The organism is Pseudopontixanthobacter vadosimaris, from assembly GCF_012979275.1.
Classification (GTDB): Bacteria; Pseudomonadota; Alphaproteobacteria; order Sphingomonadales; family Sphingomonadaceae; genus Pseudopontixanthobacter; species Pseudopontixanthobacter vadosimaris.
This window is the reverse complement of sequence record NZ_JABASZ010000040.1, coordinates 15,962-41,339: the sequence shown is the minus strand read 5'-3', so window position 1 is coordinate 41,339 and position 25,378 is coordinate 15,962. Positions and strand designations below refer to the sequence as shown.

Annotated in this window: 25 protein-coding genes; 16 read left to right on the top strand and 9 right to left on the bottom strand. The window is 64.1% G+C overall.

Annotated elements, in window-relative coordinates; genetic code table 11:
• Window positions 1-37 precede the first annotated feature (37 nt).
• Together HG250_RS11035 and HG250_RS11030 are read left to right on the top strand one after the other, a co-directional pair.
• Window positions 38-799, top strand: a complete 762-nt coding sequence (locus HG250_RS11035) for an SDR family NAD(P)-dependent oxidoreductase (protein ID WP_170005383.1) — start codon at window positions 38-40, stop codon at window positions 797-799.
• Window positions 800-955: 156 nt separating this feature from the next.
• The gene (locus HG250_RS11030; RefSeq protein ID WP_170005382.1) at window positions 956-1,258 is read left to right on the top strand and encodes a hypothetical protein; all 303 of its coding nucleotides are present in this window, start codon (window positions 956-958) and stop codon (window positions 1,256-1,258) included.
• A 209-nt stretch (window positions 1,259-1,467) separates the two neighbouring features.
• Here HG250_RS11030 and folP read toward each other — a convergent pair whose 3' ends face one another.
• From folP to HG250_RS11015, 3 genes are all read right to left on the bottom strand, one after another.
• On the bottom strand, window positions 1,468-2,583 hold the full coding sequence (gene folP / locus HG250_RS11025) for a dihydropteroate synthase (protein ID WP_170005381.1): 1,116 nt from the start codon (window positions 2,581-2,583) through the stop codon (window positions 1,468-1,470).
• Between the two features lie 11 nt (window positions 2,584-2,594).
• Window positions 2,595-3,782 carry a site-specific DNA-methyltransferase gene (locus HG250_RS11020; protein ID WP_170005380.1) on the bottom strand — a complete coding sequence of 396 codons (1,188 nt, stop codon included), beginning with the start codon at window positions 3,780-3,782 and terminating at the stop codon, window positions 2,595-2,597.
• 199 nt (window positions 3,783-3,981) lie between these two features.
• Window positions 3,982-4,605: a ribonuclease HII gene (locus HG250_RS11015; RefSeq protein WP_170005473.1), complete on the bottom strand. Its 624-nt coding sequence runs from the start codon at window positions 4,603-4,605 to the stop codon at window positions 3,982-3,984.
• 4 nt (window positions 4,606-4,609) lie between these two features.
• On the opposite strand from HG250_RS11015, the gene HG250_RS11010 reads away from it, so the two are divergent.
• The 7 genes from HG250_RS11010 to HG250_RS10980 all read left to right on the top strand — a co-directional run bounded on the left by HG250_RS11010 (window position 4,610) and on the right by HG250_RS10980 (window position 11,194).
• The gene (locus HG250_RS11010) at window positions 4,610-5,794 is read left to right on the top strand and encodes a PQQ-dependent sugar dehydrogenase (protein ID WP_240957083.1); all 1,185 of its coding nucleotides are present in this window, start codon (window positions 4,610-4,612) and stop codon (window positions 5,792-5,794) included.
• A gap of 76 nt (window positions 5,795-5,870) precedes the next feature.
• On the top strand, window positions 5,871-6,401 hold the full coding sequence (locus HG250_RS11005) for a GNAT family N-acetyltransferase (RefSeq protein ID WP_170005378.1): 531 nt from the start codon (window positions 5,871-5,873) through the stop codon (window positions 6,399-6,401).
• A 44-nt stretch (window positions 6,402-6,445) separates the two neighbouring features.
• Entirely contained in the window at window positions 6,446-6,994 is a 549-nt protein-coding gene (locus HG250_RS11000; RefSeq protein ID WP_170005377.1) for a DUF1285 domain-containing protein, read from the top strand.
• Window positions 6,991-7,593: a CoA pyrophosphatase gene (locus HG250_RS10995; RefSeq protein ID WP_170005376.1), complete on the top strand. Its 603-nt coding sequence runs from the start codon at window positions 6,991-6,993 to the stop codon at window positions 7,591-7,593. The genes HG250_RS11000 and HG250_RS10995 overlap by 4 nt, the downstream gene beginning before the upstream one ends.
• Window positions 7,586-8,764, top strand: coding sequence for a CCA tRNA nucleotidyltransferase (locus HG250_RS10990; RefSeq protein WP_170005375.1), 1,179 nt, complete (start codon window positions 7,586-7,588; stop codon window positions 8,762-8,764). Before HG250_RS10995 ends, HG250_RS10990 begins: the two co-directional genes overlap by 8 nt.
• A 244-nt stretch (window positions 8,765-9,008) precedes the next feature.
• Window positions 9,009-10,346: a DEAD/DEAH box helicase gene (locus tag HG250_RS10985; RefSeq protein WP_170005374.1), complete on the top strand. Its 1,338-nt coding sequence runs from the start codon at window positions 9,009-9,011 to the stop codon at window positions 10,344-10,346.
• A 299-nt stretch (window positions 10,347-10,645) separates the two neighbouring features.
• On the top strand, window positions 10,646-11,194 hold the full coding sequence (locus HG250_RS10980) for a hypothetical protein (RefSeq protein WP_170005373.1): 549 nt from the start codon (window positions 10,646-10,648) through the stop codon (window positions 11,192-11,194).
• A gap of 59 nt (window positions 11,195-11,253) precedes the next feature.
• Here HG250_RS10980 and parC read toward each other — a convergent pair whose 3' ends face one another.
• The 4 genes from parC to HG250_RS10960 are packed head-to-tail and all read right to left on the bottom strand — an operon-like array spanning window position 11,254 to window position 16,101.
• Window positions 11,254-13,548, bottom strand: coding sequence for a DNA topoisomerase IV subunit A (parC, locus tag HG250_RS10975; protein ID WP_170005372.1), 2,295 nt, complete (start codon window positions 13,546-13,548; stop codon window positions 11,254-11,256).
• 47 nt (window positions 13,549-13,595) lie between these two features.
• Complete coding sequence (locus HG250_RS10970; RefSeq protein WP_170005371.1) at window positions 13,596-13,931, bottom strand: 2Fe-2S iron-sulfur cluster-binding protein; 336 nt, start codon at window positions 13,929-13,931, stop codon at window positions 13,596-13,598.
• Complete coding sequence (locus HG250_RS10965; RefSeq protein WP_170005472.1) at window positions 13,928-15,010, bottom strand: cysteine desulfurase family protein; 1,083 nt, start codon at window positions 15,008-15,010, stop codon at window positions 13,928-13,930. The genes HG250_RS10970 and HG250_RS10965 overlap by 4 nt, the downstream gene beginning before the upstream one ends.
• Entirely contained in the window at window positions 15,007-16,101 is a 1,095-nt protein-coding gene (locus HG250_RS10960) for an aminotransferase class V-fold PLP-dependent enzyme (protein ID WP_170005471.1), read from the bottom strand. Before HG250_RS10960 ends, HG250_RS10965 begins: the two co-directional genes overlap by 4 nt.
• Before the next feature lie 119 nt (window positions 16,102-16,220).
• Here HG250_RS10960 and HG250_RS10955 point away from each other — a divergent pair, with 119 nt between their 5' ends.
• Both HG250_RS10955 and HG250_RS10950 read left to right on the top strand, forming a co-directional pair.
• Window positions 16,221-16,877, top strand: coding sequence for an alpha/beta hydrolase (locus HG250_RS10955; protein WP_170005370.1), 657 nt, complete (start codon window positions 16,221-16,223; stop codon window positions 16,875-16,877).
• Between the two features lie 190 nt (window positions 16,878-17,067).
• On the top strand, window positions 17,068-17,787 hold the full coding sequence (locus HG250_RS10950) for an energy transducer TonB (protein WP_170005369.1): 720 nt from the start codon (window positions 17,068-17,070) through the stop codon (window positions 17,785-17,787).
• 16 nt (window positions 17,788-17,803) lie between these two features.
• Here HG250_RS10950 and HG250_RS10945 read toward each other — a convergent pair whose 3' ends face one another.
• On the bottom strand, window positions 17,804-18,001 hold the full coding sequence (locus HG250_RS10945; protein WP_170005368.1) for a hypothetical protein: 198 nt from the start codon (window positions 17,999-18,001) through the stop codon (window positions 17,804-17,806).
• A 103-nt stretch (window positions 18,002-18,104) separates the two neighbouring features.
• Between HG250_RS10945 and HG250_RS10940 the strand changes: the two genes are divergently transcribed.
• On the top strand, window positions 18,105-18,530 hold the full coding sequence (locus HG250_RS10940; protein WP_170005367.1) for a DUF3597 domain-containing protein: 426 nt from the start codon (window positions 18,105-18,107) through the stop codon (window positions 18,528-18,530).
• Between the two features lie 78 nt (window positions 18,531-18,608).
• Window positions 18,609-20,492 (top strand): DUF885 domain-containing protein, encoded by a 1,884-nt coding sequence (locus tag HG250_RS10935; RefSeq protein ID WP_170005366.1) that lies wholly within the window; start codon window positions 18,609-18,611, stop codon window positions 20,490-20,492.
• An 85-nt stretch (window positions 20,493-20,577) separates the two neighbouring features.
• Here HG250_RS10935 and HG250_RS10930 read toward each other — a convergent pair whose 3' ends face one another.
• Window positions 20,578-22,188: a phosphoenolpyruvate carboxykinase gene (locus HG250_RS10930; protein ID WP_170005365.1), complete on the bottom strand. Its 1,611-nt coding sequence runs from the start codon at window positions 22,186-22,188 to the stop codon at window positions 20,578-20,580.
• Window positions 22,189-22,451: 263 nt separating this feature from the next.
• Between HG250_RS10930 and HG250_RS10925 the strand changes: the two genes are divergently transcribed.
• The 3 genes from HG250_RS10925 to HG250_RS10915 are packed head-to-tail and all read left to right on the top strand — an operon-like array spanning window position 22,452 to window position 25,286.
• Complete coding sequence (locus tag HG250_RS10925) at window positions 22,452-23,210, top strand: response regulator transcription factor (RefSeq protein ID WP_170005470.1); 759 nt, start codon at window positions 22,452-22,454, stop codon at window positions 23,208-23,210.
• Window positions 23,203-24,870, top strand: a complete 1,668-nt coding sequence (locus tag HG250_RS10920; protein ID WP_170005364.1) for a sensor histidine kinase — start codon at window positions 23,203-23,205, stop codon at window positions 24,868-24,870. Before HG250_RS10925 ends, HG250_RS10920 begins: the two co-directional genes overlap by 8 nt.
• Window positions 24,867-25,286 carry an HPr kinase/phosphorylase gene (locus HG250_RS10915; protein WP_170005363.1) on the top strand — a complete coding sequence of 140 codons (420 nt, stop codon included), beginning with the start codon at window positions 24,867-24,869 and terminating at the stop codon, window positions 25,284-25,286. Before HG250_RS10920 ends, HG250_RS10915 begins: the two co-directional genes overlap by 4 nt.
• Window positions 25,287-25,378 lie beyond the last annotated feature (92 nt).

Here is a 25,378-nt window from a genome sequence, read left to right as displayed (position 1 = left end):
GCTTGCCGCCCGCCGCGGCTGCGACTAGCCTTGCCTGATGGATGACGTTATGAATTTCACAGGCAAGACCGCGCTGATTACCGGCGCGGCTTCGGGTATCGGTGCCGCAGCGGCGCGGTGGCTGGACGGGCGCGGTATCGCGCGCCTGGTCCTTATCGATCGGAATGGCGAGGGACTGAACAGCCTGGACCTGTCCTGCAAAACCGACTGCCACGCCGCCGATATCTCCGATCCGCAATTCTGGCAAAGGCTGGAGCCGAAGCTGAAAGGCCTGGACTGCGCTCTTGCCAATGCCGGGATCGGTGCCAGCGGGCCGATGGCGGAACAATCCTTTGCGGACTGGCGCCGAATCATGGACGTGAACCTCGACGGCGCATTCCTGACCATGTCGACCGCCATCCGCGCCATGCGGGCATCGGGCGGTGGCAGCATCGTCGTCACCGCATCGGTCACCGGGATCAAGCCTGTAGCGGGCATCGGCGCCTATGGCGTGGCCAAGGCCGGTGTCGCCCACATGGCCCGTATCGCCGCAGCCGAGGTGGCGAAGGACGACATCCGCGTCAATGCGATCGCTCCGGGCGGCGTCGATACGGCGATCTGGGAGAGCGGCGAGGATTTCCGCAGGAATGTGGCCGCCCATGGCCGCGACGCCGTGCTGAAACAGATGGCGGCCACCACGCCCCGCGGCCGCTTCGCCACACCCGACGAACTGGCGGGCGAAATCGGCTTCCTGCTGTCTGACCTGTCAGCCAACATCACCGGCAGCGTGCTGGTAAGCGACGGCGGTTATTCGCTGTAAGTACCATGCGCGCGAGCAGAGCTTTTTTGCGATAGCCATGTCCGCTCGCACGCGCATTTTCGTAGTCGTCGGTTGACCGACTTTGGGGTGGTAAGCGGGCCCTAGCATCGCACCCTCTGCCACTGCTACGAGTAGACGACGGCATAGGAGGTGGAATTGGCTACGGTTAGTATTCCCGGCGGTCTTACTTGGCAGCTTTTGATGAATACCCTCGGCGACCAGCTAGTTGCTGGCTTCGGCAGCTTCGAAAACCTAGCCCAATTAGAGGAGGCCCTCTACATCGCACTTGAGCGGGATGGCCCCTCGGAAATCATGCACACTGGGCCGCTGAGCGTGACGACGGAGGAATTAGCAGCTTATCTCGAAGTCCTTGCTTCCGTGGCTGAAGATGAGCCCCTGAAGGTCAGCTTTGTCGACGCAGCGATTGGCGCATTCCTTGTGCGCCGCTCAAGTAAGTAACTTGCTAGGCCAACGTCCAGAAAGGAGTCGTTAGCTGTTAGGCAGTTTTTGGCAATAAAATGCAGAAAGCAGCCGGTCCGCTTTCGTGAAGGGAAATCATGAGTAAAGCGATTGATAAGCAGACCCTCATGACCGGAAAGTTACCCCTTGCGGCATCATCTGCGGTGCGACCGGTCGGCTCCGCCTAGCACAGACTTGCTGTTACAAGCTCAATCTGCGGGCAGATCGCTGAAGTCCGTCAGCGCCGCGTCCCGCAATCCGCGCCAGACATTGCGGGCCTGCACCGTTTCGAACACATCGTGCACGCGCAGGATGTGGACGCCGGCCTCCATGCCCTTCAGCGCCAGCGCGACGCTGCCGCCGAGGCGCTGGTGGCTCGCGACCTCGTTGGACAGCGCGCCGATCATCCGCTTGCGGCTGGCGCCCAGCAGCAGCGGCTGGCCCAGGGCATGGAACAGCGGCAGCGCATTCAGCAGCGCGAGATTGTCGGCGAGAGACTTGCCGAAGCCGATGCCCGGATCGAGGATGATGTTGGCCGCGGAAATGCCTGCTTCCAGCGCGGCGTCGCGGCGCGCTGCCAGCCAGTCGAACACGTCGAAGACGACATTGCCATAATCGGCATCGGCATGAAGATTGTCTGCGCCTGCACCCGGTGCATGCATCAGCACCACGGGACAGCCCCTTGCGGCGACCAGTTCGAGGCTGCGGGGATCATGGCGAAGGGCGCTGACGTCGTTGACCACCTGCGCGCCTGCGTCCAGTGCCGCCTCCATCACCGCAGGGCGGCGCGTGTCCACGCTGACGGCGGCGCCCATGGCGGCGCAATATTCCACGGCGGGAAGCACGCGATCAAGCTCGTCCCCTTCCCACACCGCAGGCGCGCCGGGGCGGGTGCTCTCGCCGCCGATGTCGATGATGGCGGCCCCGCTTTCCAGCATGGCGGCCGCGTGCTCCCGGCCTGCCTCCGCATCGTCGAGGAACTTGCCGCCATCGGAGAAACTGTCCGGGGTGACGTTGAGAATGCCCATCACCTGCGGCTGGTCCAGCCTGACGGTGCGCTGACCAAGCGTCAGCGGCGCATGAACGCTGCGCAGCCCCGCCCACTGAGCTTCGGCACTTTCTCCCACGCTGTCAGGCAACTGCCCCAGCACGCCTGCGATCCCGTCCGCATCGGTCAGCCAGCGCGCGACGACATCTCCGTCACGCCGCAGGGATATTGCGAAGCGGTGGGCATAGACCATGCCGCCGCCGATACGAACCGCATTGCCCTCCACCGACTGCGGGCTGGCGACCGGGCCGATGGGCCGGAGGTAGACCTTGTCCATGCGAGAGCCGATCAGTCTTCCGTCGCCAGCAGATACAACTGACGAATGGCGTCGACAGGTTCGACCTTGCCGTCCTTTTCAATGTGCCAGAACGTCCATCCGTTGCAGCTTGGCGCACCCTGCAGCTCCTTGCCCAGCCCGTGAATCGAACCGGTCTGCTTGCCATGGACCAGCGAGCCATCCGCGCGGACGATGGCGGTCCACTGCCGCTTCCTGTCGAAAAGCCGGGTGCCGGGCGTAATCATGCCATTCTCGACCAGGGCACCGAAAGCGATGCGCGGCGCGTTCGTCTTCGCCTGCATGGTTTCGAGCGCGCTTTCGTCGAGCGGCAACTCCTTCTCGATGCGGGCGGCGGCGATATCCCGGTAGAAATCCTCCCGCTCGCAGCCGATCCATTCACGGCCCAGACGCTTGGCGACGGCGCCGGTGGTGCCGGTGCCGAAGAACGGATCGAGCACGACATCGCCCTTCTCCGTCGTCGCCAGCATCACGCGGTAGAGCAGCGATTCGGGTTTCTGCGTCGGATGCGCCTTGCGCCCCTCGTGCTTCAGCCTTTCCTGCCCGCCGCAGATCGGCAGCAGCCAGTCAGACCGCATCTGCAATTCATCGTTCAGCGTCTTCATGGCGCGATAGTTGAAACGGTAGCGCGCCTTCTCACCCTGACTCGCCCAGATCAGCGTTTCATGCGCGTTGGTGAAGCGGGTGCCCTTGAAATTGGGCATCGGGTTGCTCTTGCGCCAGACGATGTCGTTGAGGATCCAGAATCCCAGATCCTGCAGGCTCGCGCCGACGCGGAATATGTTGTGATAGGAACCGATGACCCACAGCGATCCGTCGGGCTTCAGCACCCGCCGTGCTTCCGCCAGCCATGCGCGCGTGAAAGCATCATAAGCGGCGAAGCTGTCGAATTTGTCCCAGTGGTCGTTGACGGCATCGACACGGCTGCCGTCGGGCCGGTCCAGATCGCCGCCGAGTTGCAGATTATAGGGTGGATCGGCGAAGACCATGTCCACGCTGGCATCGGGGATGGCGCGCATCGCAGTGATGCAGTCGCCGGGCAGGATCTGGCCGAGCGGCAAATCTTCCCTGACGACCGGCAGCGGCTTGGCGACGCGAGGGCGGCGCGTGGTCACCACTGCTTCGCCCAGCTGTTTTTCCTTGCTGCGGACACGTGTTTCGGCGGTTTGCAGAACCCCCATTCATCCTTTCCCCCCTGCTGACTTATCCACAGGGTGAATCCTTGGGGACTCGAGGTCAAGATAACATTAACCTTGACGCTATCTTTACGTCGATACGGCTAGAGGGAACGAAAGGAGCCCACCCCAAACTCCTGATTGCAAAGGCATTCTTATCTAACCGCCGGCCACGGTGTTGCATGCAGGACTCACCTTGGGGGGTTCAGAACAGCGCCATCTGCGCCACCGGGGCGAAGCTGCGCCGATGCAGCGGCGTCGGCCCGTGGCGGCGCAATGCCTCCATGTGATCGCGCGTGCCGTAGCCCTTGTTGCTCTCCCAGCCATAGGAAGGATGAAGCCGGGCAGCATCCAGCATGATGCGATCGCGCCATTCCTTCGCCACGATGCTGGCGGCGGAAATGCAGGGTTCGATGGCATCGCCGCCCACGATCGGCCTTGCCCGCCAGCGCCACTGCCGGTTGCGGCCCTGCGGCGTCAGATTGCCGTCCACCAGAACCTCGTCCGCATCGCGTTCCATCGCGCGGCTGAGATTGTCCATCGCCAGGGTCATCGCCAGCATGGTCGCCCCGAAGATGTTCAGCCTGTCGATGTCGTGGACATCGACCACGCCCACCCCCCAGGCGCAGCGGCGGCGCACGGCTTCATCGAGTATCCGGCGGCGGGATGGACCGAGTTTCTTCGAATCGGCAAGACCGCCAGGTCGCGGCTTGCACAGCGCCACCGCAGCAGCCACAACCGGTCCGGCAAGCGGACCACGGCCAGCCTCGTCCACTCCGACGACGAGCGGGTCGGAGCCAAATCCGCAATGAGGGGTTCCATAGAACATGAGCATGACAGCCAGATTTATCGCGACCGCCTCCTTACCCCTTGCAGCCCTTCTCGCAAGCTGCGGCGCGCAGGCGGGCGGAGACAGCACCGTTGCCGCGCAATCCACGCCTTCCCCGCAGGCCGCGCGATCGGGCGCGCCGTTCGCCACCACGACCTATGGCACATTCGACGAACCCTGGGCCGCGGCCTTTGCACCGGGCACCGGCATGTTGTTCATCACGGAAAAGCCGGGCACGATGAAAGTCGTCGACACCACAACGGGCCGAACCGGATCGGTGACAGGATTGCCACGCGTCGATTACGGCGGCCAGGGCGGCCTTGGCGATATCGCCTTTCTGCCTAGCGAATCGGCGGACGCGGTTGGTCGCCGCACCATCTATCTCAGCTGGGTCGAAGCGGGCCGGGGCGACACGCGCGGTGCCGTTGTTGGCAAGGGAACGCTGGATTGCACGGCGGCGGCAAGCTGCCGCATCGAAGGCCTGAACATCATCTGGCGCCAAGCGCCCAAGGTCAGCGGCCGCGGCCATTATTCGCATCGGATCGCGTTTTCCCCGGATGAAAAATACATGTTCGTCTCCAGCGGCGACCGGCAGAAGCTGGAGCCTGCGCAGGACCGAGCCAACACGCTCGGCACCATTGTCCGGCTGACGCTCGATGGAAAGCCTGCGCCGGGCAACCCCTTCGCGAACCGGGGATCGCCCACCGACGAAATATGGTCCTATGGCCATCGCAATACGCTGGGCCTTGCCTTCGACAGCGCCGGACGGCTTTGGAACATGGAACATGGCCCCGCGGGCGGAGACGAGATCAATCTTATCGAACCCGGCACCAATTATGGCTGGCCCCTCGTTTCGGACGGCGAACATTACGACGGGCGGAACATACCGGATCACTCCACACGGCCCGAATTCCAGCCGCCGGCCATCGGCTGGACGCCGGTGATCGCACCGGGCGACTTCATCTTCTACAATGGCGATGCGTTTGCAGGCTGGCAGGGCGATGTCATCCTCGCTGGATTGAAGACCGAGGCGCTGATACGCGTGGACATGAACGGCACCACCCCGGTCGAGGTCGCCCGCTACAAGATGGACAACCGCCTGCGTGAAGTGGTCGAGGGGCCGGATGGCGCCATCTGGGTGCTGGAGGATCGCGAGGGCGCTAGGCTGATCAAGCTGTCGCCTTCCTGATTTTCAATGCAGGAGGCGAATTGGCGGGCAGGAAATAATGTCGACAGCATGACGCGGGCACCGTAACCGCTCCGCCATGCCTTCCATAATCCCCCTGAGCGCCGTTCCCGGTGACATGGTCGAACAATTGCTGGACCAGGCATTCGGGCCGCAGCGTCATGCCCGCACCGCCTACCGCATTCGCGATGGTGTGGACTGGCTTCCCGCCCTCAGCTTCGCTGCGCTGGACGACGACGATTATCTCGCGGCGACCATCCAGATATGGCCGGTCGCCCTGTTCGATCCCGATGGCCGTCCGCACCCGATGCTGATGGTCGGCCCGGTGGCCGTCCTGCCCCAGCTGCAAGGCCAGGGTTACGGAAAGGGGCTGGTTACAGCAGCACTTGCCGAAATGGACGAAGGCGCGCTGCCGCAGGTGCTGATTGGCGATGCAGCCTATTACGGGGCCTGGGGCTTTTCCGCAGAGCATACCGGCGGATGGCATTGCCCCGGTCCCTTTGATCGGAACAGGCTGCTGGTGCGTTTCGGCAATCCGGCGGTCCTGCCGCCTCGGGGCATGCTCGGCCCGTGGCGACCTGCCGACATGCCGCCGCAGACCGCAGACTGACATATCGGTTGGCGAGAGGCGGTCGATCTGGCATCTCGCGGCTTATGCCTTATGAACCGCCACCCGAGATTGCCGGCCTTTCCCTGGCGCAGATTGCAGAGCAGGTGAAGGCCCGCAAACTGCCCCCGCTGGAGGAATGGTCGCCGCAACAGATTGGTGACAGCCTGATGCTGATCGCGGCTGACGGCAGCTGGCTTCATAAAGGATCGAAGATCGAGCGCAAGGCCATGGTCCGCGCCTTTTCCAGCCTGCTGATGCGCGAAAGCGACGGCGGCTATTCCCTCGTCACCCCTTTTCAGAAATTGTCCGTCGAGGTGGAGGACGCCTGCTTCATCGCCGTCGACGTCGCCCGCCGCGAAGGCAATCTGGTGTTTCGCCTCAATACCGACGATCTGGTGATCGCGGGCCCGGATCACCGGCTGACCGCTCGCGGAGATCCCGATACGCCCACCCTGTACCTGCATGCCCGCCGTGGATGCGAAGCGAAGCTCGACCGTTCGACCTATCAGCAACTCGCCGCGCTGGCGCTGGAGGAAGGCGGCGACTGGACCGTCACCAGCAATGGCGAAACCTATTCCTTAAGGCCGCGATGAGCGCATTGTTCGACGATCTTTCGCGCCTGTTCGACGAAGGGCACCGCCAGGACGTGCCGGACCTGTTGACCGACCGGCAATTCGCGCGGGGCAAGCCGCGCGCCGCTGCCGTATTGATAGCGGTGACCGAACGCCCGGTGCCGGGCGCGCTGCTGATCCACCGCCCGCACGATATGCGCAGCCATCCCGGACAGGTCGCCTTCCCCGGCGGCAAGCTGGACCCGGGCGAAGACGCGATCACTGCCGCCCTTCGCGAAGCCCATGAGGAACTCGGCATACACCCGCAGGACGTGCGGATCATCGGTGCCACCGATCCATACCAGACCGGCACCGGTTTCGACGTCACCCCCGTGCTCGGCATCATTCCGCCCGACCTCGACATAAACCCCAACCCGGCCGAGGTTGCCGACTGGTTCGAGGCACCCTTGCGCTTCCTTCTGGACCCCGAAAGCCGCCGTGAGCGGCAGGCAAGATGGCGCGGCGATACGCGGCATTATTACGAGATGGACTGGCAGGGCCACCGGATCTGGGGGGTCACCGCGGCAATCATCGCCAATCTGTCGCGGCGGCTTGCATGGCAGGAACTGCTCGATGGCTAGGCACCTGCCGGCAGTGGAATGGACCCGGCGGGACGATCTTGCCGAACTGGTCGCCGCCTTGGGCGCAGGGCAGTTGCGCTGGGTGGGCGGCGCGGTGCGTGACACGCTGCTGGGATTGCCGGTTGCCGATATCGACGCTGCCACGCCCCTGCTGCCTGCGGTGGTCATGGCGCGGCTCAAGAAGGCCGGCATCCGCTGCATACCGACGGGCATCGATCATGGGACCGTGACGGCACTGCTGGCCGGTGGCCCGGTTGAAATCACGACATTGCGGCAGGATGTCGCGACCGACGGACGTCATGCCGTGGTCGCGTTTGCGGAAGATTGGCAGGCAGATGCGGCGCGGCGCGATTTCACCATCAATGCGCTCTATGCCGAACCCGGCACGCTGCTGATCCACGATTATTTCGGCGGGTTCGACGATCTGGCGGCCGGGCGCGTGCGCTTCATCGGCGATGCGGCCCGGCGCATCCGCGAAGATCATTTGCGGATCCTTCGCTATTATCGGTTCCAGTGCCGCTTCGGCGCCGCTCTCGATTCACATGCCGAAGCCGCCTGCGTTGAACTCGCGCCGCTGCTTGAAAAATTGTCGGCCGAGCGGGTGGCGATGGAATTGCTCAACCTGCTCGGCCTGCCGGACCCTGTCGCAACGGTCAGCCGCATGGCGGACAATGGTGTGCTGAATGTCATTCTGCCGGAAACCGGCGCGGCGGAACTGACCTGCCTCGCCTCTCTGGTGGCGAATGAATCCCGCGAAGGCGTGGCCGCCGACTCCATTCGCCGCCTTGCCGCCCTTTTACCGGCTTGTGCAGGCACCGCGCGCAAGGTTGCCAGGCGCCTGCGCCTCTCCAAACGGCAGCAGGATCGCCTCGCCTGCGCCGCCGGACGGGGCGGAGATTCAGGAACGCCGCCGCGCGAACTGGCCTATCGATTGGGGCTAATTTGCGCGCAGGATCGCCTGCTGCTGGCAGGAGGTCCGCTCGCGTCGTTGCAGGGCTGGAACGGCCCGACCCTGCCCGTGAGCGGGAAGGATGTTCTCGCCAGGGGCATCGCGCCCGGTCCGCAGGTCGCGCGCATTCTGAAGCAGGTCGAGGCATCCTGGATCGCCGAAGATTTTCCCGGGAATTGCCGTGCCGAAGAACTGCTCGACCAGATCCTCGCAAAAGAATAAGCAACCTTTGCGTAATTTGATTGCTTATTCCTGCACTCGCACCTATCTGGGTGTCCTGCCATCCGGTGCGAAGAATATCGCGCAATCGGCTGCGAGCGTGAACCTGCCTACAGGCTGGTCCCGCAGCGACTAGCGGACCTTGGCACTCGAAGCTTCCCCAAACACGCAAGGGTCGCATTGACCGACCCCCGGGCGCCCGGACAGCTTTTGCCTGTTCGCAACGGCGCTGCATGAAAGTATACTTATGTCCTATTTCGAAACTCTCGGCCTTACCGAACCCTTGCTACGCGCCCTGAAGGCGAAGGATTACAGCGAGCCCACCCCGATCCAGCGGCAGGCGATACCCGCTTTGCTGGAAGGCCGCGACCTGCTCGGCATCGCGCAGACCGGCACCGGCAAGACGGCGGCATTCTCGCTGCCGTCACTGCACCGGCTCGCCGCCAATCCCGTCGGGCGTCACCCCGCTTCCTGCCGGATGCTGGTACTTTCGCCGACGCGCGAGTTGGCAGCGCAGATTGCCGAAAACATCCGCGCCTATGCGAAGTTCCTCGACCTGTCGGTCCAGTGCATCTTCGGCGGTGTGCCTGCCAGCAAGCAGGCGAAGAAGCTGGTGCAGGGCTGCGATATTCTGGTGGCGACACCGGGCCGCCTGCTCGATCTGTGCGACCAGCGCGCGCTGACGCTGCGGAATGTCGAAATCTTCGTTCTCGACGAAGCCGACCAGATGATGGACCTCGGCTTCATCAAGCCGCTGACCCGCATCGCCAACATGCTGCCCGACAAGCGGCAGAGCCTGTTCTTTTCCGCCACCATGCCCAAGGCGATCGCCGATCTGGGCAAGCGGTTCATCAAGGATCCGGTGCGCGTCGAGGTCGCGCCGCAAGCCACGACGGCCGAACGGGTCGAGCAATATTCGACCTTCATCGACCAGAAGGAAAAGCAGGCGCTGCTTACGCTGAGCCTGAAGAAAGGCCTGGAAAGCGGCGAGATCGAGCGCAGCCTCGTCTTTACCCGCACCAAGCATGGCGCGGATCGCGTCGTTCGCCATCTGGTCGCGGCCGGCATCAATGCCGCCGCCATTCACGGCAACAAGAGCCAGGCGCAGCGCACCCGCGCTCTCGATGGTTTCCGCGACAATCGCGTGCCGGTTCTCGTGGCGACTGATATCGCCGCGCGGGGCATCGACGTTCCGGGCGTGAGTGCGGTCTTCAATTTCGAGCTGCCTAATGTCGCCGAACAATATGTTCACCGCATCGGGCGGACCGCGCGCGCCGGCCGCGATGGAATGGCGATTTCCTACGTCGCACCTGACGAGAAGCCCTATCTGCGCGATATCGAGAAACTGACCGGGGTGCGCCTGACTGCCGTTCCGATTCCGGAAAACTTCGTCACGCAGGCAGCAGCCCTGCCCGCCGCGAGCCGTCACCCCTCAGGTGCTGAACGCGCGGAAGGCGATCGTTCGCGCGCGCGCCGCGGCAATGGCGGCGGCAACGGAAGCGGCAGGCGCAAGCCCCAGGCTTCCGCCCGACCGGCCGGCAGTGGTGGCGGCCAGCGCAACCGCAGGCCCCGCGCCGGCGCCTGACGCCTCTGGGCGATCAGAAGCGGTAGAGACGGTTCGGCGGGGCAAGTTCGGCGCGGACTTGCCCCGCTTCGCATTCGCGCTCTAAAGAGGATGGCGGATGCGCCGCCCGCCGCCCGCCTTGTGCAGTTCAGCCCGATGTAATCTGCGCGGTGCCATGGTCGGAGCATCGGTCGCGCTTCGTGATTCCCGGACGCGCATGGTCCTGCGCCCTTCAGGGTGCGGGCCGTTCCGTTAGCCGGCGTGGCCGCTTCTGCACCGCTTGCGGCCTCGCCACGATAACACGATTTGGAGCTTTTCTTATGAAATTCGCGAAACTCGCCGCTGCTACTGCCATTGCATTTGGCGTTCCGGCAGCAGCTTCCGCCCAGGATGCCGCACCTGCCGTATCCGCCGCTGCAGAACTGACGATCGCCCCCGGCGTGACCATCTACGATCCGCAGGGCGGCCTCGTCGGCACCGTTCTCGAAGTCAGCGACGACGTGGTCCTGGTCAACACCGGCAAGCACACCGCTCCCCTGCCGAAGAATGCTTTCGCCAAGGGCCCGAATGGCCCCATCATCTCAGTCACCCAGACACAGCTGAACCAGATGTTGGACGAACAGATGGCACAGGTTTCAGCGCAGCGCGATGCCGCGCTGGTCGAAGGCGCCATGGTTCACACCGTCGACGATGCGATGCTGGGCACCGTGACCTCGGTCGATGGCGATAACATCATCGTCACCGGCGATAATGGCCCGGTTGCAATGCTGCGCGATCAGTTCGCGGTCAATCCGCAGGGCACGCTGATCGTCCTCTTCACAGAGGCGCAGATTGCCGAAGCGGCCGCCGCCGCGACGCCGGCAGGCTGATCGCCAGAGCCTGTAGTGCAGAGGGCCGGTTGCGACAATCGCGACCGGCCCTTGTCACGTCAGAAGCGATTGTCGCGCGGAAAACCTTGTGGCGGCATCCTGCCTGCGGCACCGCGCGCCACCTTCCACTGCCACATGTCGGTTTCCGTCCGCGTGCGCCCGGTTTCCCCGCCCATGGCCCAGCTGAGGCCGTCCTCCAGCTTGAAGGTCAACGCGTCGGACATGCCGCCATCGCGGTAGCGTTGCAGTTGCACGCCCTGACCACGTGCCAGCACCGGCAGTTCTTCCAGGCTGAACACGACCAGCTTGCGATTATCGCCCACGACCGCGACGTGATCGTGGTCGGGTGCGATTTCCCGAACCGTGACCAACCGGTTATCTCCCTTCAGATTGACCACCTGACGGCCCTTTCGCGTTTCGGCCAGCAATTCGGCAGTCTGTGCGGCGAAGCCCTTGCCGTTCGCCGCAGCCAGCAGCAATTGTGCTTCGGGACGGTGGCGGATCATGCCGACAATCCGCGCGTCGGCATCGATGTCGAGAGTGTTGCGCAGCGGTTCACCAAACCCGCGAGCGCCGGGCAGCTTATCCGCCCCCATCGTGAAGAACCGGCCATTATCCGCCGCAACCAGCAGCTTGTCCGTCGTCTGTGCGTGCAGGACAAAGCCCGCCTCGTCCCCTTCCTTGTATTTGAAATCGGTATCCAGCGGCACGTGGCCCTTCGCCGCCCGCACCCACCCCTTCTGCGACAGGATTACCGTGACCGGCTCTTTCTCGATCATCGCCTCGGGCGAGAATTCCACCGTTGGAGCAGCCTCGGCAATGGTCGTGCGGCGCGCGCCCAGCGGCGTACCCTTGCCATATTCCTTCTGTAGTTTTCGTAGGTCGCGCTTGAGGCGGGTCCGCTGGCGCGCCGGAGAATCGAGCAGTGCCTCCAGCTCCTCACGTTCCTTCAGCAGATCGTCGCGCTCGCCGCGCAGCTGCATTTCCTCCAGCTTGCGCAGGGAACGCAGCCGCATGTTGAGGATGGCTTCGGCCTGGCGGTCGGTCAGCTCGAATTCAGCCATCATCACCGGCTTGGGCTCGTCCTCGCCGCGAATGATCTCGATCACCCGGTCAAGATTGAGATAGGCCGCGATGTAGCCTTCGACCAGTTCGAGCCGCAGGGCGATCTTCTCCAGACGGTGACGGCTGCGCCGCTGCAATATGTCGATCTGGCTCGCGAGCCAGTTCGAAAGCAGTTCCTTCAACCCCATGACCAGCGGCGTGCGCGTGGCATCCAGCACATTCATGTTGAGGCCGAAGCGGGTTTCGAGATCGGTCAGCTTGTAGACCGATTCCTTCAGCAGTTCGGGATCCACCTTGCGGCTGCGCGGCACCAGCACCAGCCGGATTTGTTCATCGCTCTCATCGCGCACATCTTCCAGAATGGGCAGCTTGCGATCGGCGATGGCGGCGGCGATCTGTTCGATCAGCTTGCCCTTCTGTACCATATAAGGAATTTCGCTGATGACGAGCTGCCACTGCCCCCCGCTCAATCGCTCGATCCCGGCTTCGCGATCCGCTTCCTGCGTGGCTTCGGCAGCATGGAAGCGGCCCCGCACCCTGAACGACCCGCGCCCAGTGCGATAGGCTGCGGACACGGCCGCCTGGCTGTCGACGATCAGGCCTCCGGTGGCGAAATCCGGCCCCTGGAACAGTTCCATCAGCCTTTCGTGCTCGACCTGCGGATTGTCGATAACCTCCAGCGCCGCATCGATGATCTCATGCGCATTGTGGCTGGGAATGCTGGTCGCCATGCCGACGGCGATGCCGCTGGAACCGTTTGCCAGCAGGTTCGGGAACAGGCCGGGGAAGATCTCCGGCTCTTCCTCCTCGCCATTATAGGTCGGGACGAAATCGACCGTACCCTCGTCCAGCCCCTGCATCAGGCTCATCGCCGTGCGGGTCAGACGTGCCTCGGTATAGCGATAGGCAGCGGCATTATCGCCGTCGATATTGCCGAAATTCCCCTGCCCTTCCACCAGCGGGTAACGGAGCGCGAAATCCTGCGCCAGCCGCACCATCGCATCATAGACCGACGCATCGCCATGCGGGTGGTACTTGCCGATGACGTCGCCGACGACGCGCGCCGATTTCTTGAAGGCGTCGGTGGGGTTCAGCTTCAACTGACGCATCGCCCACAGCAACCGGCGGTGGACCGGTTTCAGCCCGTCGCGAAGGTCGGGCAGGGAACGCGCGGTGATGGTGGACAGCGCATAGACGAGATAGCGTTCGGACAACGCCGCGTCGAAAGGGGCATCGATTATGCTGTCGAAGGGATCGGGTTCGGCAAGGCCGGTCTTGTCGCTGGGCATGGTGCCCGCCCTAACACCGCTTTGCCCAGGTGACAAAGCGGGAACATTCAGATACCCTGCATATCCCTGCTTTCGGGCGGAATACGAACGGTCAGCCCGTCGAGGTCGCCAGTCAGGTCGATCTGGCAGGCAAGCCTGCTCGTCGGCCCGGCGCCCGTCGCCAGGTCGAGCATGTCCTCTTCTTCCTCGCTCGGCTCGGCGAGGCTGCCGAACCATTCGGGCGTGACGATGACATGGCAGGTCGAACACGCCATCTGCCCTTCGCAGGTTCCTTCCAGATTCATGCCGGAGGCCTGCGCCACGCGCAGCAGATTGTCGCCCTCGTCGGCCTCGGCCCTGATAGTCGTGCCATCGGGGGCGATGAATTGCACGGTAACACTCATGCGGTCTGCTCCCTTGCAGCGCGGTTGATCGCCGCCGCCGCCGTTTCGATATCGTCCAGGCTCGTATAACGTCCGAAGCCCAGCCGGATGGAATTGCGCGCCTCGACATCGGACAAGCCGATCGCTTTCAGCACGTGGCTGGTACGGCCCGATCCGCTGGCGCAGGCCGAACCGGCGGAGAAAGCCACATCGCGCACCTCGGACATCAGCCGGTTCACGTCCAGCCCGTCGCGGCGCAGGTTCAGATTGCCATGCCAGCGATCCTGCGCGCTGCTGTTGAGGGTCCAGTCGGAGAAGAGATCGCGCGCCGCCTGCCACAGGCGTTCCACATGCGCGGCGTCCTCCTCCATCCGCTCCAGCGCGAGGCTCGCTGCCGCACCGAAGCCTGCACACATCGCCGGGCTGAGTGTGCCTGAACGCACCGCGCCTTCCTGCCCGCCGCCGGTGATGACAGGATCCAGCGTGACGCCGTCCTTCATCCACAATGCGCCGATCCCCTTCGGCCCATGCAGCTTGTGCGCCGAGACGGCGATCAGATCGCCTTCGGCGATCGTCATTCGCCCCGCCGCCTGCACGGCGTCGACCAGCAGCAAGGCTCCGTGCTTTCTCGCCAGTTCCGCAGCCCGGCCGATGGGCTGGACGGTTCCGATCTCATTATTGACCTGCATGACAGCGACCATTCGCGGCGCAGCTTCGATCGGCGGAACTGGCAAGATCAGACCCTCGGCATCGACGGGCCAGATTGCATAAGGGCCAGCATCTCGCGCAGTGTCGAGCACGGCGGCATGTTCGATGGCGGAGGCGAGCACCGGGCTATCGGCGTCGCCAGCAGAACCGCGGATGGCCAGATTGATGCTTTCCGTCGCGCCGCTGGTGAAGATGATTCGCCCGCCCGGCGGAAACAGGCCCGCGACCTGTTCGCGCGCGACTTCCACCGCTGCCGCTGCGCGCCGCCCCATCCGGTGCGGGCTGTGCGGATTGGCGAAGCCCTCCCCCTCCGGCCCGTCCAGCCAGTGCAGCATGGCCGCTTTCGCTTCGGGAGCGAGCGGCGTGGTCGCCTGATAATCGAGATAGATCATGTCGTACCCGCCGCGATTTTCAGCCATTGGGCGGCAAATGCCTCCACATCCCCTGCAACGGTGCTCCAGCCGGCGCTGATCCGGATCACCCGGCTGGCCAGATCGTCCTCCAGCTGCATCGCCTTCAGCACATGACTGCCCTTCAGGCTGCCGGACGAACAGGCGGAGCCAAGACTGACGGCGAAACCCGCCATATCGAAGCGCATCAATTGCGCGCTGCCCGACAAGGCGGGCATGGCGATCCCGTGGATGAGCGGCGTTGGCCGGGGCAACCGGTCCGACAGCCAGATACCGCCAGCGCCGCGCACCGCATCGGCAAGCCGGTCAAGAGCCGCCAGCACAGCGGGCGGGCAGAACGGCTGCGTCGCCTGTTCCAGAGCGGCAGCGAAGCCGAGTGCGGCCGGCAGGTTCTCCGTTCCGCGGCGATAGCCCCGTTCCTGGCCGCCTGCGGGGGCGAGCATCGCGAAATCGCGCACCAGCAGCGCCCCTATCCCCGGCGGTCCGCCCAGCTTGTGCGCGGAGATGATCGCCATGTCGCAATCACCGGGCAGCGGGTATTTTCCTGCGGATTGGGCGCAATCGGCGATCAGCAACCCGCCGGTTGCATGAACATGGGCAGCAACAGCGTCCATGTCCTGCGCCGCGCCGGTCTCCGAATTCACCGCCTGCACCGCCACGACCGGCGATGCTGCGCCCGAGAGCGGCTCCAGATCGACCATGCCGTCCGGCTGCACGTCAAGCAGTTCCGCATCCGGCGCCGCACCGATCACCGCGTCATGTTCGACTGCGCTTACATAGCGCCTGTTGCCGCCTGCGCCGTCGCCGCCGCGACCCTGCCTTGCCGGGGGAACGGCACGGTGCAGCGCGAGCCAGGCCGCCTCGCTCGCGCCGCTGGTCAGGATGATCTCCCCGCTCCAGCCGAGCGCCTTTCCGATGCGGTCACGCGCATCTTCCAGCGCGATGCGCGCCTTGCGCCCCTCGGCATGGGGGCTGGAGGGGTTCGCCCAGCGGCTCATGCCCTCCGCCACCGCCGCCACCGCTTCGGGCCGCATCGGAGTCGTCGCTGCATGATCGAGGTAGATACGCCGGATGACAGGTTCCTTCGCTGCGCGCGTGTGCCGATTGCGAAACGCGCATCACGCACTATATAGCGCCGGTCCGCATATGCGCCACCGCATGTGCCCCTTACATTTCCGACAGGTTCCCGCAAATGCCCTCAGTCATCTTTCCCGGCCCGGAAGGGCGCCTCGAAGGCCGCTATTCCCCCGCTCCGCGCCCGCGCGCGCCCGTCGCCATGATCCTGCACCCGCATCCGCAGGGCGGCGGCACGATGAACGAACGCATCACGCAGCGCCTGTACAAGACATTCGTCGATCGCGGCTTTGCAACGCTGCGGTTCAATTTTCGCGGTGTCGGCCGCAGCCAGGGCAGCTTCGATAATGGCGTCGGCGAATTGAGCGACGCCGCCAGCGCGCTCGACTGGGTGCAATCCATCCACCCCGAAGCGCAGGTAACCTGGGTCGGCGGCGTCAGTTTCGGCGCGCTGATCGGCATGCAATTGCTGATGCGCCGCCCCGAAGTGCGCGGTTTCATATCTATCGCGCCGCCCGCCAACATGTATGATTTCAGCTTTCTCGCGCCCTGCCCGGCCAGCGGAATCTTCATACAGGGCGCGGCTGATACGGTCGTCCAGCCTGCCGCCGTGCAGAAGCTGGTCGACAAGCTGCGCACCCAGAAGCACATTACCATTCACCACGAGGAAATTCCCCGGGCGAACCATTTCTTCGAAAACGAGATCGAGGATCTGATGGGGTCGGTCGACAATTACCTCGATTTCCGCCTCTCGCCGGATTGTCCGATAAAATAGGCAAGAGCCGTATGGCTTAATGAAAAAGCCTGCTCCGACATTCGGGGCGGGCTTTTTCCTTGCGCGAAATTCAGTTGCGAAAGGCCACGCGAAATCTCTTGCTGGTGGTGATATCTTGTATCACTATGCAATGTTATATCATACGCAGAGGGATAGACTGGTGCGATGGTATAGAGAGAGGAGCCGCAAAATGGCCTATGTAAATCAAGTAGGGAACAACGCCCGAACCAAAGCGATCATCGGCGTCGTCGGCATCCATGCCATCATCGGGTATGGGCTGGTTACCGGATTGTCGTTCGAAAAGATCACTGCGGCGCTGGACAATCCCGAAGGTATCTTCATCCCCGTTCCGAAACCGACCGTCACGCCGCCACCGCCGCCCCCTGCCGATCAGAAGCCCCTGGAAAAAACCCTGCCCGTCCCCGCGCCGGCTCCCCATGTTCCGCCGGTGCCTGTGCCGCTCGCCACCAGTGCACCCGATGTATCGACGTCGGAAATCATCCTGCCGCCGCTCCCGCCGCTTCCGAAGCCGGGCAATGGGGGCGTTAAAACCGGCGGCGCGGGTGATCTGGTCCTCCCTCCGCCTGCGCCCAAGGCAACCCCCACCGGCGTGGAACCCAGCCCGGCGCGGGCGCGCGGGAATCCGGGCGAGTGGGTGACCAACGATGATTATCGTTCCTCCTGGATCGCCCGGGAGATGGAAGGGTCGGTAACGTTTCAGGTGGCGATCGACGCACGGGGGCGGGTTACGCAATGTTCTGTTCTGAAAGGGAGCGGCCATTCCGAACTGGACGCGGCAACCTGCGCCAATGTGAAGCGCCGCGCCCGGTTCGAGCCCGCACGCGATGCACAGGACCGCGCCGTACCATCGACCTACAGCAACACGGTACTCTGGCGAATTCCGGATTGATCTCCGGGTCGCGGGATCATTCTGCCACCTGCTCGGCGGGCACGCGCCCGTCGGGTGTCGGCACGATCCAGATAGCGACATTGACGGCGGCGATTACCACCAGAACCACCATCAGGATCACCTGCCTGCGCGGTCCGCCGCGCCTGTGCAGAAACCATGCACCGGCCAGCAGGGCGAGGGCCGCCAGCATGACGAGGGAAAGAACCATGTCCATGGCGGCGACCATAACAAGGCACGGGCTGCGGGGGAACCGCCGGCGACTCCCATCTGTTTGACAGGAAAGTGCGGCAACGGGCCGTGCTCAGGAGAGACGACATATGGGTATCTACAGTTCGATCAAGCGCGCGATCTTCGGCAAGGATGAGGACGCGACGGAGGGTGCGGGCAAGGCTCCGCCCGTTGCTGGCCGCCCGGCCACTGCTCCCCCGCGTCAGGCACCTGTCAACGCCCCGCCCCCTGGCGGCACCCCAACGAACCAATCCGTCCGCGTGTCGCAGGTCGATGTCGAGAACTCGCTGGATTCGATGCCGGGGGCCGAACGGTTGAACTGGCGCACGTCCATCGTCGATCTGATGAAGCTGATCGGCGTGGATTCCGATTTCGAAAGCCGCAAGTTGCTGGCGCAGGAACTCGGCCGCGCCGATTATTCCGGCGATGCGGAAGACAATGTCTGGCTGCACCGCAGGACGATGCAGGAACTGGCGCGCAACGGCGGCAAGGTTCCCGCCGAATTCCTCGACTGATCGCAACCGCCCGCAAGAAAGGCAGCGGCGTTATCCTGCGTGTTTGACACGCCGCATTCGCCGCGCCAGACGTTGTGCATGACAGTTAGACATGCGCCCGCCCTCACCCGCCGCCAGACCCTTGCCGGTATGGCCGCGGGTGTTTCCATGACCGCCCTGTCCGCCTGCACGAACGGGCTGGCACAGGCAGGCGGCCTCCGCGCCGATCCGGTAGACGGCCCGGCAGTCGGCCCGGCAGACGGTAATGCCCTGCTGGACGAAATCGCCTATAATCTGCTGGCGCATGAACCCGAGCGGGCAACCAGCCTCGGCGTCGATATCGGACCTTATGCGCGGCTGCGGTCCATGCTGGAAGATCAATCGCCTGACGGACAGCGGGCATACGCCGCGACGCTGCGCCGCGATCTTGCACGCGTTCGCGCCACTGATACGCAGGGCTTCACGCCCGAGACGCGTACCAGTTTCGAGGTGGTGGAAAGCGCCTATGCCACCGCGCTGGACGGCTTTGCCCTGCCCTATGGCGACGTGGCCGTCGGCAGTTGGCGAAACGCGCCTTACGTCGTCATTCAGAACGTCGGATCCTATCTTGACCTGCCGCGCTTCATGGATTCCGTGCATCCGCTGCAGGACAGCGCGGATGTCGATGCTTATGCTTCCCGGTTGCAGGCTGTTCCTGCCGTGCTTGATGGTGAATTGATCCGCATGGAGCAGGCGACGGCAATGGGCGTCGTTCCGCCCGATTTTCTGCTAGACAAGGCGATCGCCCAGATGGACAGCACTCTGGACGATGCGCGCAAGGGCACTCTGTTCATCGCCCAGATGCGGGAAAATCTTGCGAAGAGCGGCTTGCCCGAAGCGCCTGCAAGCAGCCTGACACCGCTGGTGACCGGCCCGATTGCCGCGGCGCTTGAACGCCAGCTGGCAGAATTGCGACGGCAGAGGGCAAGGGCGACGGGCGAGCCGGGAATGTGGGCGCAGCCCCGGGGCGATGAATGGTATGCCTGGGCGCTGCGGGCCAGCACCACAACGCCGCTTACCCCCGACGAGGTGCATGAGCGCGGCCTTGAAGAACTCGCCGCCCTGCACGGCAGGATGGAACCGATATTGCGGTCCATCGGCTATACGACCAGAACGGTAGGCGAAAGAATGCAGGCGCTATCGGACGATCCGCGCTACAAATTTGCCGAAGGTGATCCAGGACGCGCCGAGATCATGGCCTTTATCGAGGATCGCATCGGCTGGATCACCAGCCAGATGCCGCGCGCCTTCAATACTCTGGTCGACCCCAATCTGGAGGTCCGCCGCCTGCCCCTGGCGGAAGAACCCGGCGCGCCCGGTGCCTATGGGGGTGCGGGCAGCAAGGATGGATCCATACCCGGCCGCATGTGGATAAATTTGCGGACAACCGACTTGCACCGCAAATATGACCTTGCCGATCTGACCTATCACGAGACCATCCCCGGCCATGTTTGGGAAGGCGAATATTCCAATCGCCTGCCGCTCATTCGTTCCATCCTTGCGTTCAATGCCTTCTCAGAAGGCTGGGCGCTGTATGGCGAACAGATCGCGGACGAGCTCGGCGCCTATTACGATTTCGCGGTTGGTCGCCTCGGCTATCTGCAAAGCCTGGCGTTCCGCGCCTGCCGGATGGTCGTAGATACGGGCCTCCATGCCAAACGCTGGAGCCGCCAGCGTGCTGTCGATTTCTTCGTTCAGCGCAACGGTAGCAAGGCAGAGGAAGTCGCCAGCGAAGTCGATCGCTATTGCAGCTGGCCGGGTCAGGCCTGCGGATACAAACTCGGCCACAGCGAGATCTTGCGGCAGCGCGCCCGGGCGGAGGCCGCCCTCGGCGATGCCTATGATTCCCGTGCCTTCAACGATGCCGTAGTGCTGGGCGGCAATGCGCCGCTCGACGTGATGGCAAACAATGTCGGCCGCTATATCGAAGCTGCGCGCAGCTGATTTGCACCAACTTCGCAGGATCATGGAAAAGGGCGGCGGAACCGGGATGGTTCCGCCGCCCTTTTCCATTCAGTCGTCAGAAGTGTCAGGCCGCTTTCGGAGCGGCGTCGCGGACACCCTGATCGACGTGAGGCGAAAATTCGGCGAAATTGTCGACGAACAGGCGCACCAGCTTCTGCGCCGTCGCGTCATATTCCGCAGGATCCGACCAGGTGGAGCGTGGATCGAGGATCGTCTGATCCACGCCCGCTGCTTCCAGGGCGGGAACGCTGACCGGTACGTCGAAGCCGAAATTGGGATCGCGGCGGAACTCGACATCGTCCAGCCTGCCGTCCAGCGCCGCGTTCAGCAGCGCACGCGTGGCCTTGATCGGCATGCGATTGCCGGTGCCGTATTTCCCGCCGGTCCAGCCGGTATTCAGCAGCCAGCACTGCACTCCGCCCTTCGCGATGCGTTCCTTCAGCAGATTGCCATAGACGCTGGGATGGCGCGGCATGAAAGGCGCGCCGAAGCAGGTGGAGAAGGTCGCCTCGGGTTCGGTCACCCCGATTTCCGTGCCCGCGACCTTGGCGGTGTAGCCCGACAGGAAATGATACATCGCCTGGTCGGGCGTCAGCCGTGCGATCGGGGGCAGCACGCCGAAGGCATCGGCGGTGAGCATCACGACATTGGAGGGCACCGGACCCAGGTTCTTTTCCGACGTGTTCGGGATGAATTCGATCGGATAGGCACCGCGGGTGTTTTCCGCCAGGCTGTTGTCGTCGAAATCCAGTTCGCGGGTTTCGGGGTCCATCACGACGTTTTCAAGCACCGTGCCGAACTTCCGCGTGGTGGCGAAAATTTCCGGCTCGGCATCTTCGGAAAGGCGGATCATCTTGGCGTAGCAGCCACCTTCGAAATTGAAGACCGCCGTGTCCGACCAGCCATGTTCGTCATCGCCGATCAGCGTGCGGCTGGCATCGGCGGACAGCGTCGTCTTGCCGGTGCCCGACAGGCCGAAGAATACCGCCGTCTTGCCATCCGCGCCGATATTGGCGCTGCAATGCATCGGCATCACGCCCTTTGCAGGCAGCAGGTAGTTGAGGATGCCGAAAACGCTCTTCTTCATCTCGCCGGCATATCTGGTGCCGCCGATCAGGATCAGTTTCTCGGACAGGTTCACCGCGATGACGGTTTCGCTGCGGGTGCCGTGCCGCTGCGGGTCGGCCTGGAAGCTCGGCAGGTCGATGATCGTATATTCCGGCTCGAACCCCTCCAGTTCCTCTGCCGACGGGCGCACCAGCAGCGTGCGGATGAACAGATTATGCCACGCCAGTTCGTTGATGACGCGCACATTCACGCGGTGTTCCGGCTGCGAACCGCCGAACAGATCGGCGACGAACAATTCCTGCTTGTCAGCCAGCGCCTTCATGAAATCGGCCTTGAGCGCGGCGAAATGGTCGGGCGTCATCGACACGTTGACCTTGCCCCACCAGACGCTGTCCTCGGTCTCCGCATCGCGGACGATATATTTATCCTTGGCGCTGCGGCCGGTGTGCGATCCGGTCTCGACCACAAGGGGACCATCTTTCGCCAGCTGGCCTTCGCCATTCGCGAGCGCTTCTTCCACCAGCCGGGCGGTGTTCAGATTGGCGTGAATGAAAGCGTCGGTCGAAATGCCCTGAGCGGACAGGGAATGGGAAAGCGGGGCGTTCACGGCAAGCTCCTGACAAAAACCGGTGGACGGACGGATCGCTGCGGGATTCGCGAAGGTTCCAATCCGCCAATTGCCTGCGCATAGTCCGCCGCCTCCATATCGTCAAATCCCGCCCGCATATCGTCGGACCCCGCTTGTCACTGTCACCTCCGGGCCTTGCTTTGCGTTGTCTTGTGCGGCGGCAGGGGCTAGGTTCCGCCGCCATGACAGACCACCATGCAGCAGGCTCCGGAGACGGCGCAGCGGATGCAAGCAATTCCGCGATGCCAGTAGCAGAACGCGATGAGCGGGCCCAGCGCCGGGCAGACCGCCGCGTCATCGCGCTGGTCGATGATGATCGCAACATACTGACATCGGTTTCCATCGCGCTCCAGTCGGAAGGATATGCGACGCGGGTCTATTCCGATGGCGTGACCGCCCTCGCCGCCCTGGTCGACAATCCGCCCGATCTCGCCGTGTTCGACATCAAGATGCCGCGCATGGACGGGATGGAACTGCTGCGGCGGCTGCGCGAGACATCGGCGCTGCCGGTCATTTTCCTCACCAGCAAGGATGACGAGCAGGACGAGGAAGCCGGGCTGGAAATGGGCGCCGACGATTACATCGCCAAACCCTTCAGCCTGCGCCTGCTGCTCGCCCGTATTCGCGCGATCCTTCGTCGCGGCGGTGCAGGAACAGGCGATGGCACCGGGACGGTGCAGGCCGACGCCGTGACGGAGAAGATCTCGCGCGGGCGCCTGTTGATGGACCCGGCCCGGCATCAGGTCAGCTGGGATGGGCGCAACGTGTCCTTCACCGTCACCGAATTCCTGATCCTGGAGGCGCTGGCGATCCGGCCCGGCGTGATCAAGAGCCGCAACCAGTTGATGGATGCCGCCTATCCCGACGATGTCTTCGTCGATGACCGCACGGTGGACAGCCACATCAAGCGCGTCCGCCGCAAGTTCCGCGCAGTCGATCCAAATTTCGACGCAATCGAAACCCTCTATGGCGCAGGCTACAGCTTTACCGACGATGGGTGACAGCCGGCACGCTCGCGCCTCGGACGCAGGCGCGACAACCGACCAGCAGGCGCAGGACGCTCCCCGAAACACGGCCACCCCCCCCGGTTCGGTCAGCGGCGAGACGCGCCTGCGCCGGCTGGACAGCCTCGGCTGGTCGAGCCGCCTGTCGCTGACGGCCCGCATCCTCGCAGTCAATGTGTTGCCGCTGCTGCTGCTTGGCGGCGGAGTGTTCTATCTCGACACTTACCGCAAACAATTGCTGGACGAACGGTACAAGCTGGCCCGCATAGAGGCGCAGATCACTGCCGAGGCCCTGGCCGGTGCAACCCGCGAAAGGCAGGAGGCGCTGCTGATCCAGATCGGCAAGGAACAGGACATGCGGCTCAGGCTGTACGATGGTGACGGCCTGCTCACCGCCGACAGTTTCGAGCTCGATGCTCCCGCCTTCACTTTCGACAATGTCGCCACTTTGCCCTGGGACGAGGACATAGCCCTGGCGCTCGACCGCACCGTTGATACGATCGTCGGTGCGGAGCCCATCCCCGACTATATCGAACCGCGCAGCCTGCGCGCAGACGTATGGCCCGAACTGGCGCGCGCGCGCGAACAGGGGCTGACGCAGATCCAGTTGCGCGACGCACCCGATGGAACGCCCGTGATCAATGCCGCCGCGCCTGTGGGGGTGCAGGGTGCATCCCTGCTCACCACCCGCAACGCCGTGGATATTACCGAACGCGTGCGCCAGGCGCGCACCACCCTGGGCTTCGGCGTCGCGCTGGCGCTCGCAATGTCGATCCTGCTGTCCCTTTTCCTGGCGCGCACCATCGTCAGTCCGCTGCAATTGCTCGCCCGCGCGGCCATCAGGGTACGGCTTGGCCGCGACCGGGATGTCGTGGTGCCAAGATTGCCCGAAAGGCGGGACGAGATCGGCCTGCTGGCGCGCGCAGTGTCGGACATGGCGGATGCCCTGCGGCAGCGCATCGATGCGGTCGATCATTTCGCCGCCGATGTCGCCCATGAAATCAAGAATCCGCTGGCTTCGCTGCGCAGCGCGATCGAGTCGCTGTCACGCGTGGAAGACCCGGAATTACGAGCCCAATTGCATGACATCGCCAGCCACGACGTCCGCCGGATAGACCGGCTGATCACTGAAATTGCCGATGCCAGCCGCATCGATGCGGAAATGTCGCGCACCATCTTCGAAAATGTGGATATTGCGGCATTGGTCCGCAACATCGTCGGCACGCGCGAGGATCGGGCCGAGAACGAGGGGGTCAGGATCGCCCTCGATCTGCCACCCTACCCGCTGATCATTCCGGGCGCCCCCGCAAGGCTCGAACGAGTCATAGAAAATCTGCTCGACAATGCGGTGTCCTTCTCCTCGCCGGATGCGACCATTGAAATTCGCCTCGTCGATCAGGAGGATCACGTGACCCTTTCGGTGAGCGATCATGGCCCCGGCATACCGGAACACGCCCGCGACAAGGTGTTCGAACGGTTCCATTCGGACCGGCCGGAAGCGGAAGCCTTCGGCGATCATAGCGGGCTGGGTCTCGCCATCGCCCGCACCATCGCGACGGCGCATGACGGCACGCTGCTGGCGCTCGACCGAGTGGACGGCCTGCCTGGTGCGCGGCTCCAGCTGGAACTGCCCACGGGGCGGAGCGCCGAAGAATGACGGCGGTTCTGCACCAGGCCGGCTGCGTCGCGTTCGGAGGCCGCGGGATCGTGATCGAAGGTCCGCCGGGAAGCGGCAAGACGTCGCTGGCGCTGGCGCTGATCGACCGGGGCGCCAGCCTCGTGGGGGATGACGGGATCGCATTGTTCGAAAAAGATGCGCGACTTTGGGCGCAAGCAGCGCCTGCAACCGCCGGGCTCGTGGAAATTCGCAACGTGGGCATCGTGACGCTCGCGCATGTATCCGCCCGCGTCTGTCTGCGCGTCGTGCTTGACGATCACGCACCAAGATTTGTCGGCAAGCCTGCCGCGCACGAATGGCACGGTCATCCCGTTCCGCTGCTGCACATGTTCCCCGATACAGCCGCGCTGCCGCTGCGCGTTGTCCACGCTTTGCAGCTGCACGGAATGCCTTGAGCCTTTCCTCCGTTGCCAAAGACCCGCACAATCGGCCCATGCCGCTCGATCCGCCATCCACGACAGCCAGCACCCGGCCCCTGCCCGCCGCC

What these genes read in the sequence shown, in the direction of transcription:
- HG250_RS10980 (WP_170005373.1), top strand. Translation starts at nt 10,646, where the DNA reads ATGAAATTCGCGAAACTCGCCGCTGCTACTGCCATTGCATTTGGCGTT.
- HG250_RS10970 (WP_170005371.1), bottom strand. Translation starts at nt 13,931, where the DNA reads ATGAGTGTTACCGTGCAATTCATCGCCCCCGATGGCACGACTATCAGG.
- HG250_RS11015 (WP_170005473.1), bottom strand. Translation starts at nt 4,605, where the DNA reads ATGTTCTATGGAACCCCTCATTGCGGATTTGGCTCCGACCCGCTCGTC.
- HG250_RS10915 (WP_170005363.1), top strand. Translation starts at nt 24,867, where the DNA reads ATGACGGCGGTTCTGCACCAGGCCGGCTGCGTCGCGTTCGGAGGCCGC.
- HG250_RS10990 (WP_170005375.1), top strand. Translation starts at nt 7,586, where the DNA reads ATGGCTAGGCACCTGCCGGCAGTGGAATGGACCCGGCGGGACGATCTT.
- HG250_RS11010 (WP_240957083.1), top strand. Translation starts at nt 4,610, where the DNA reads ATGACAGCCAGATTTATCGCGACCGCCTCCTTACCCCTTGCAGCCCTT.
- HG250_RS10955 (WP_170005370.1), top strand. Translation starts at nt 16,221, where the DNA reads ATGCCCTCAGTCATCTTTCCCGGCCCGGAAGGGCGCCTCGAAGGCCGC.
- folP (WP_170005381.1), bottom strand. Translation starts at nt 2,583, where the DNA reads ATGGACAAGGTCTACCTCCGGCCCATCGGCCCGGTCGCCAGCCCGCAG.
- HG250_RS10920 (WP_170005364.1), top strand. Translation starts at nt 23,203, where the DNA reads ATGGGTGACAGCCGGCACGCTCGCGCCTCGGACGCAGGCGCGACAACC.
- HG250_RS11005 (WP_170005378.1), top strand. Translation starts at nt 5,871, where the DNA reads ATGCCTTCCATAATCCCCCTGAGCGCCGTTCCCGGTGACATGGTCGAA.
- HG250_RS10945 (WP_170005368.1), bottom strand. Translation starts at nt 18,001, where the DNA reads ATGGACATGGTTCTTTCCCTCGTCATGCTGGCGGCCCTCGCCCTGCTG.
- HG250_RS10940 (WP_170005367.1), top strand. Translation starts at nt 18,105, where the DNA reads ATGGGTATCTACAGTTCGATCAAGCGCGCGATCTTCGGCAAGGATGAG.
- HG250_RS10925 (WP_170005470.1), top strand. Translation starts at nt 22,452, where the DNA reads ATGCCAGTAGCAGAACGCGATGAGCGGGCCCAGCGCCGGGCAGACCGC.
- HG250_RS10995 (WP_170005376.1), top strand. Translation starts at nt 6,991, where the DNA reads ATGAGCGCATTGTTCGACGATCTTTCGCGCCTGTTCGACGAAGGGCAC.
- HG250_RS10935 (WP_170005366.1), top strand. Translation starts at nt 18,609, where the DNA reads ATGACAGTTAGACATGCGCCCGCCCTCACCCGCCGCCAGACCCTTGCC.
- HG250_RS10950 (WP_170005369.1), top strand. Translation starts at nt 17,068, where the DNA reads ATGGCCTATGTAAATCAAGTAGGGAACAACGCCCGAACCAAAGCGATC.
- HG250_RS10965 (WP_170005472.1), bottom strand. Translation starts at nt 15,010, where the DNA reads ATGATCTATCTCGATTATCAGGCGACCACGCCGCTCGCTCCCGAAGCG.
- HG250_RS11000 (WP_170005377.1), top strand. Translation starts at nt 6,446, where the DNA reads ATGCCTTATGAACCGCCACCCGAGATTGCCGGCCTTTCCCTGGCGCAG.
- parC (WP_170005372.1), bottom strand. Translation starts at nt 13,548, where the DNA reads ATGCCCAGCGACAAGACCGGCCTTGCCGAACCCGATCCCTTCGACAGC.
- HG250_RS10985 (WP_170005374.1), top strand. Translation starts at nt 9,009, where the DNA reads ATGTCCTATTTCGAAACTCTCGGCCTTACCGAACCCTTGCTACGCGCC.
- HG250_RS11020 (WP_170005380.1), bottom strand. Translation starts at nt 3,782, where the DNA reads ATGGGGGTTCTGCAAACCGCCGAAACACGTGTCCGCAGCAAGGAAAAA.
- HG250_RS11035 (WP_170005383.1), top strand. Translation starts at nt 38, where the DNA reads ATGGATGACGTTATGAATTTCACAGGCAAGACCGCGCTGATTACCGGC.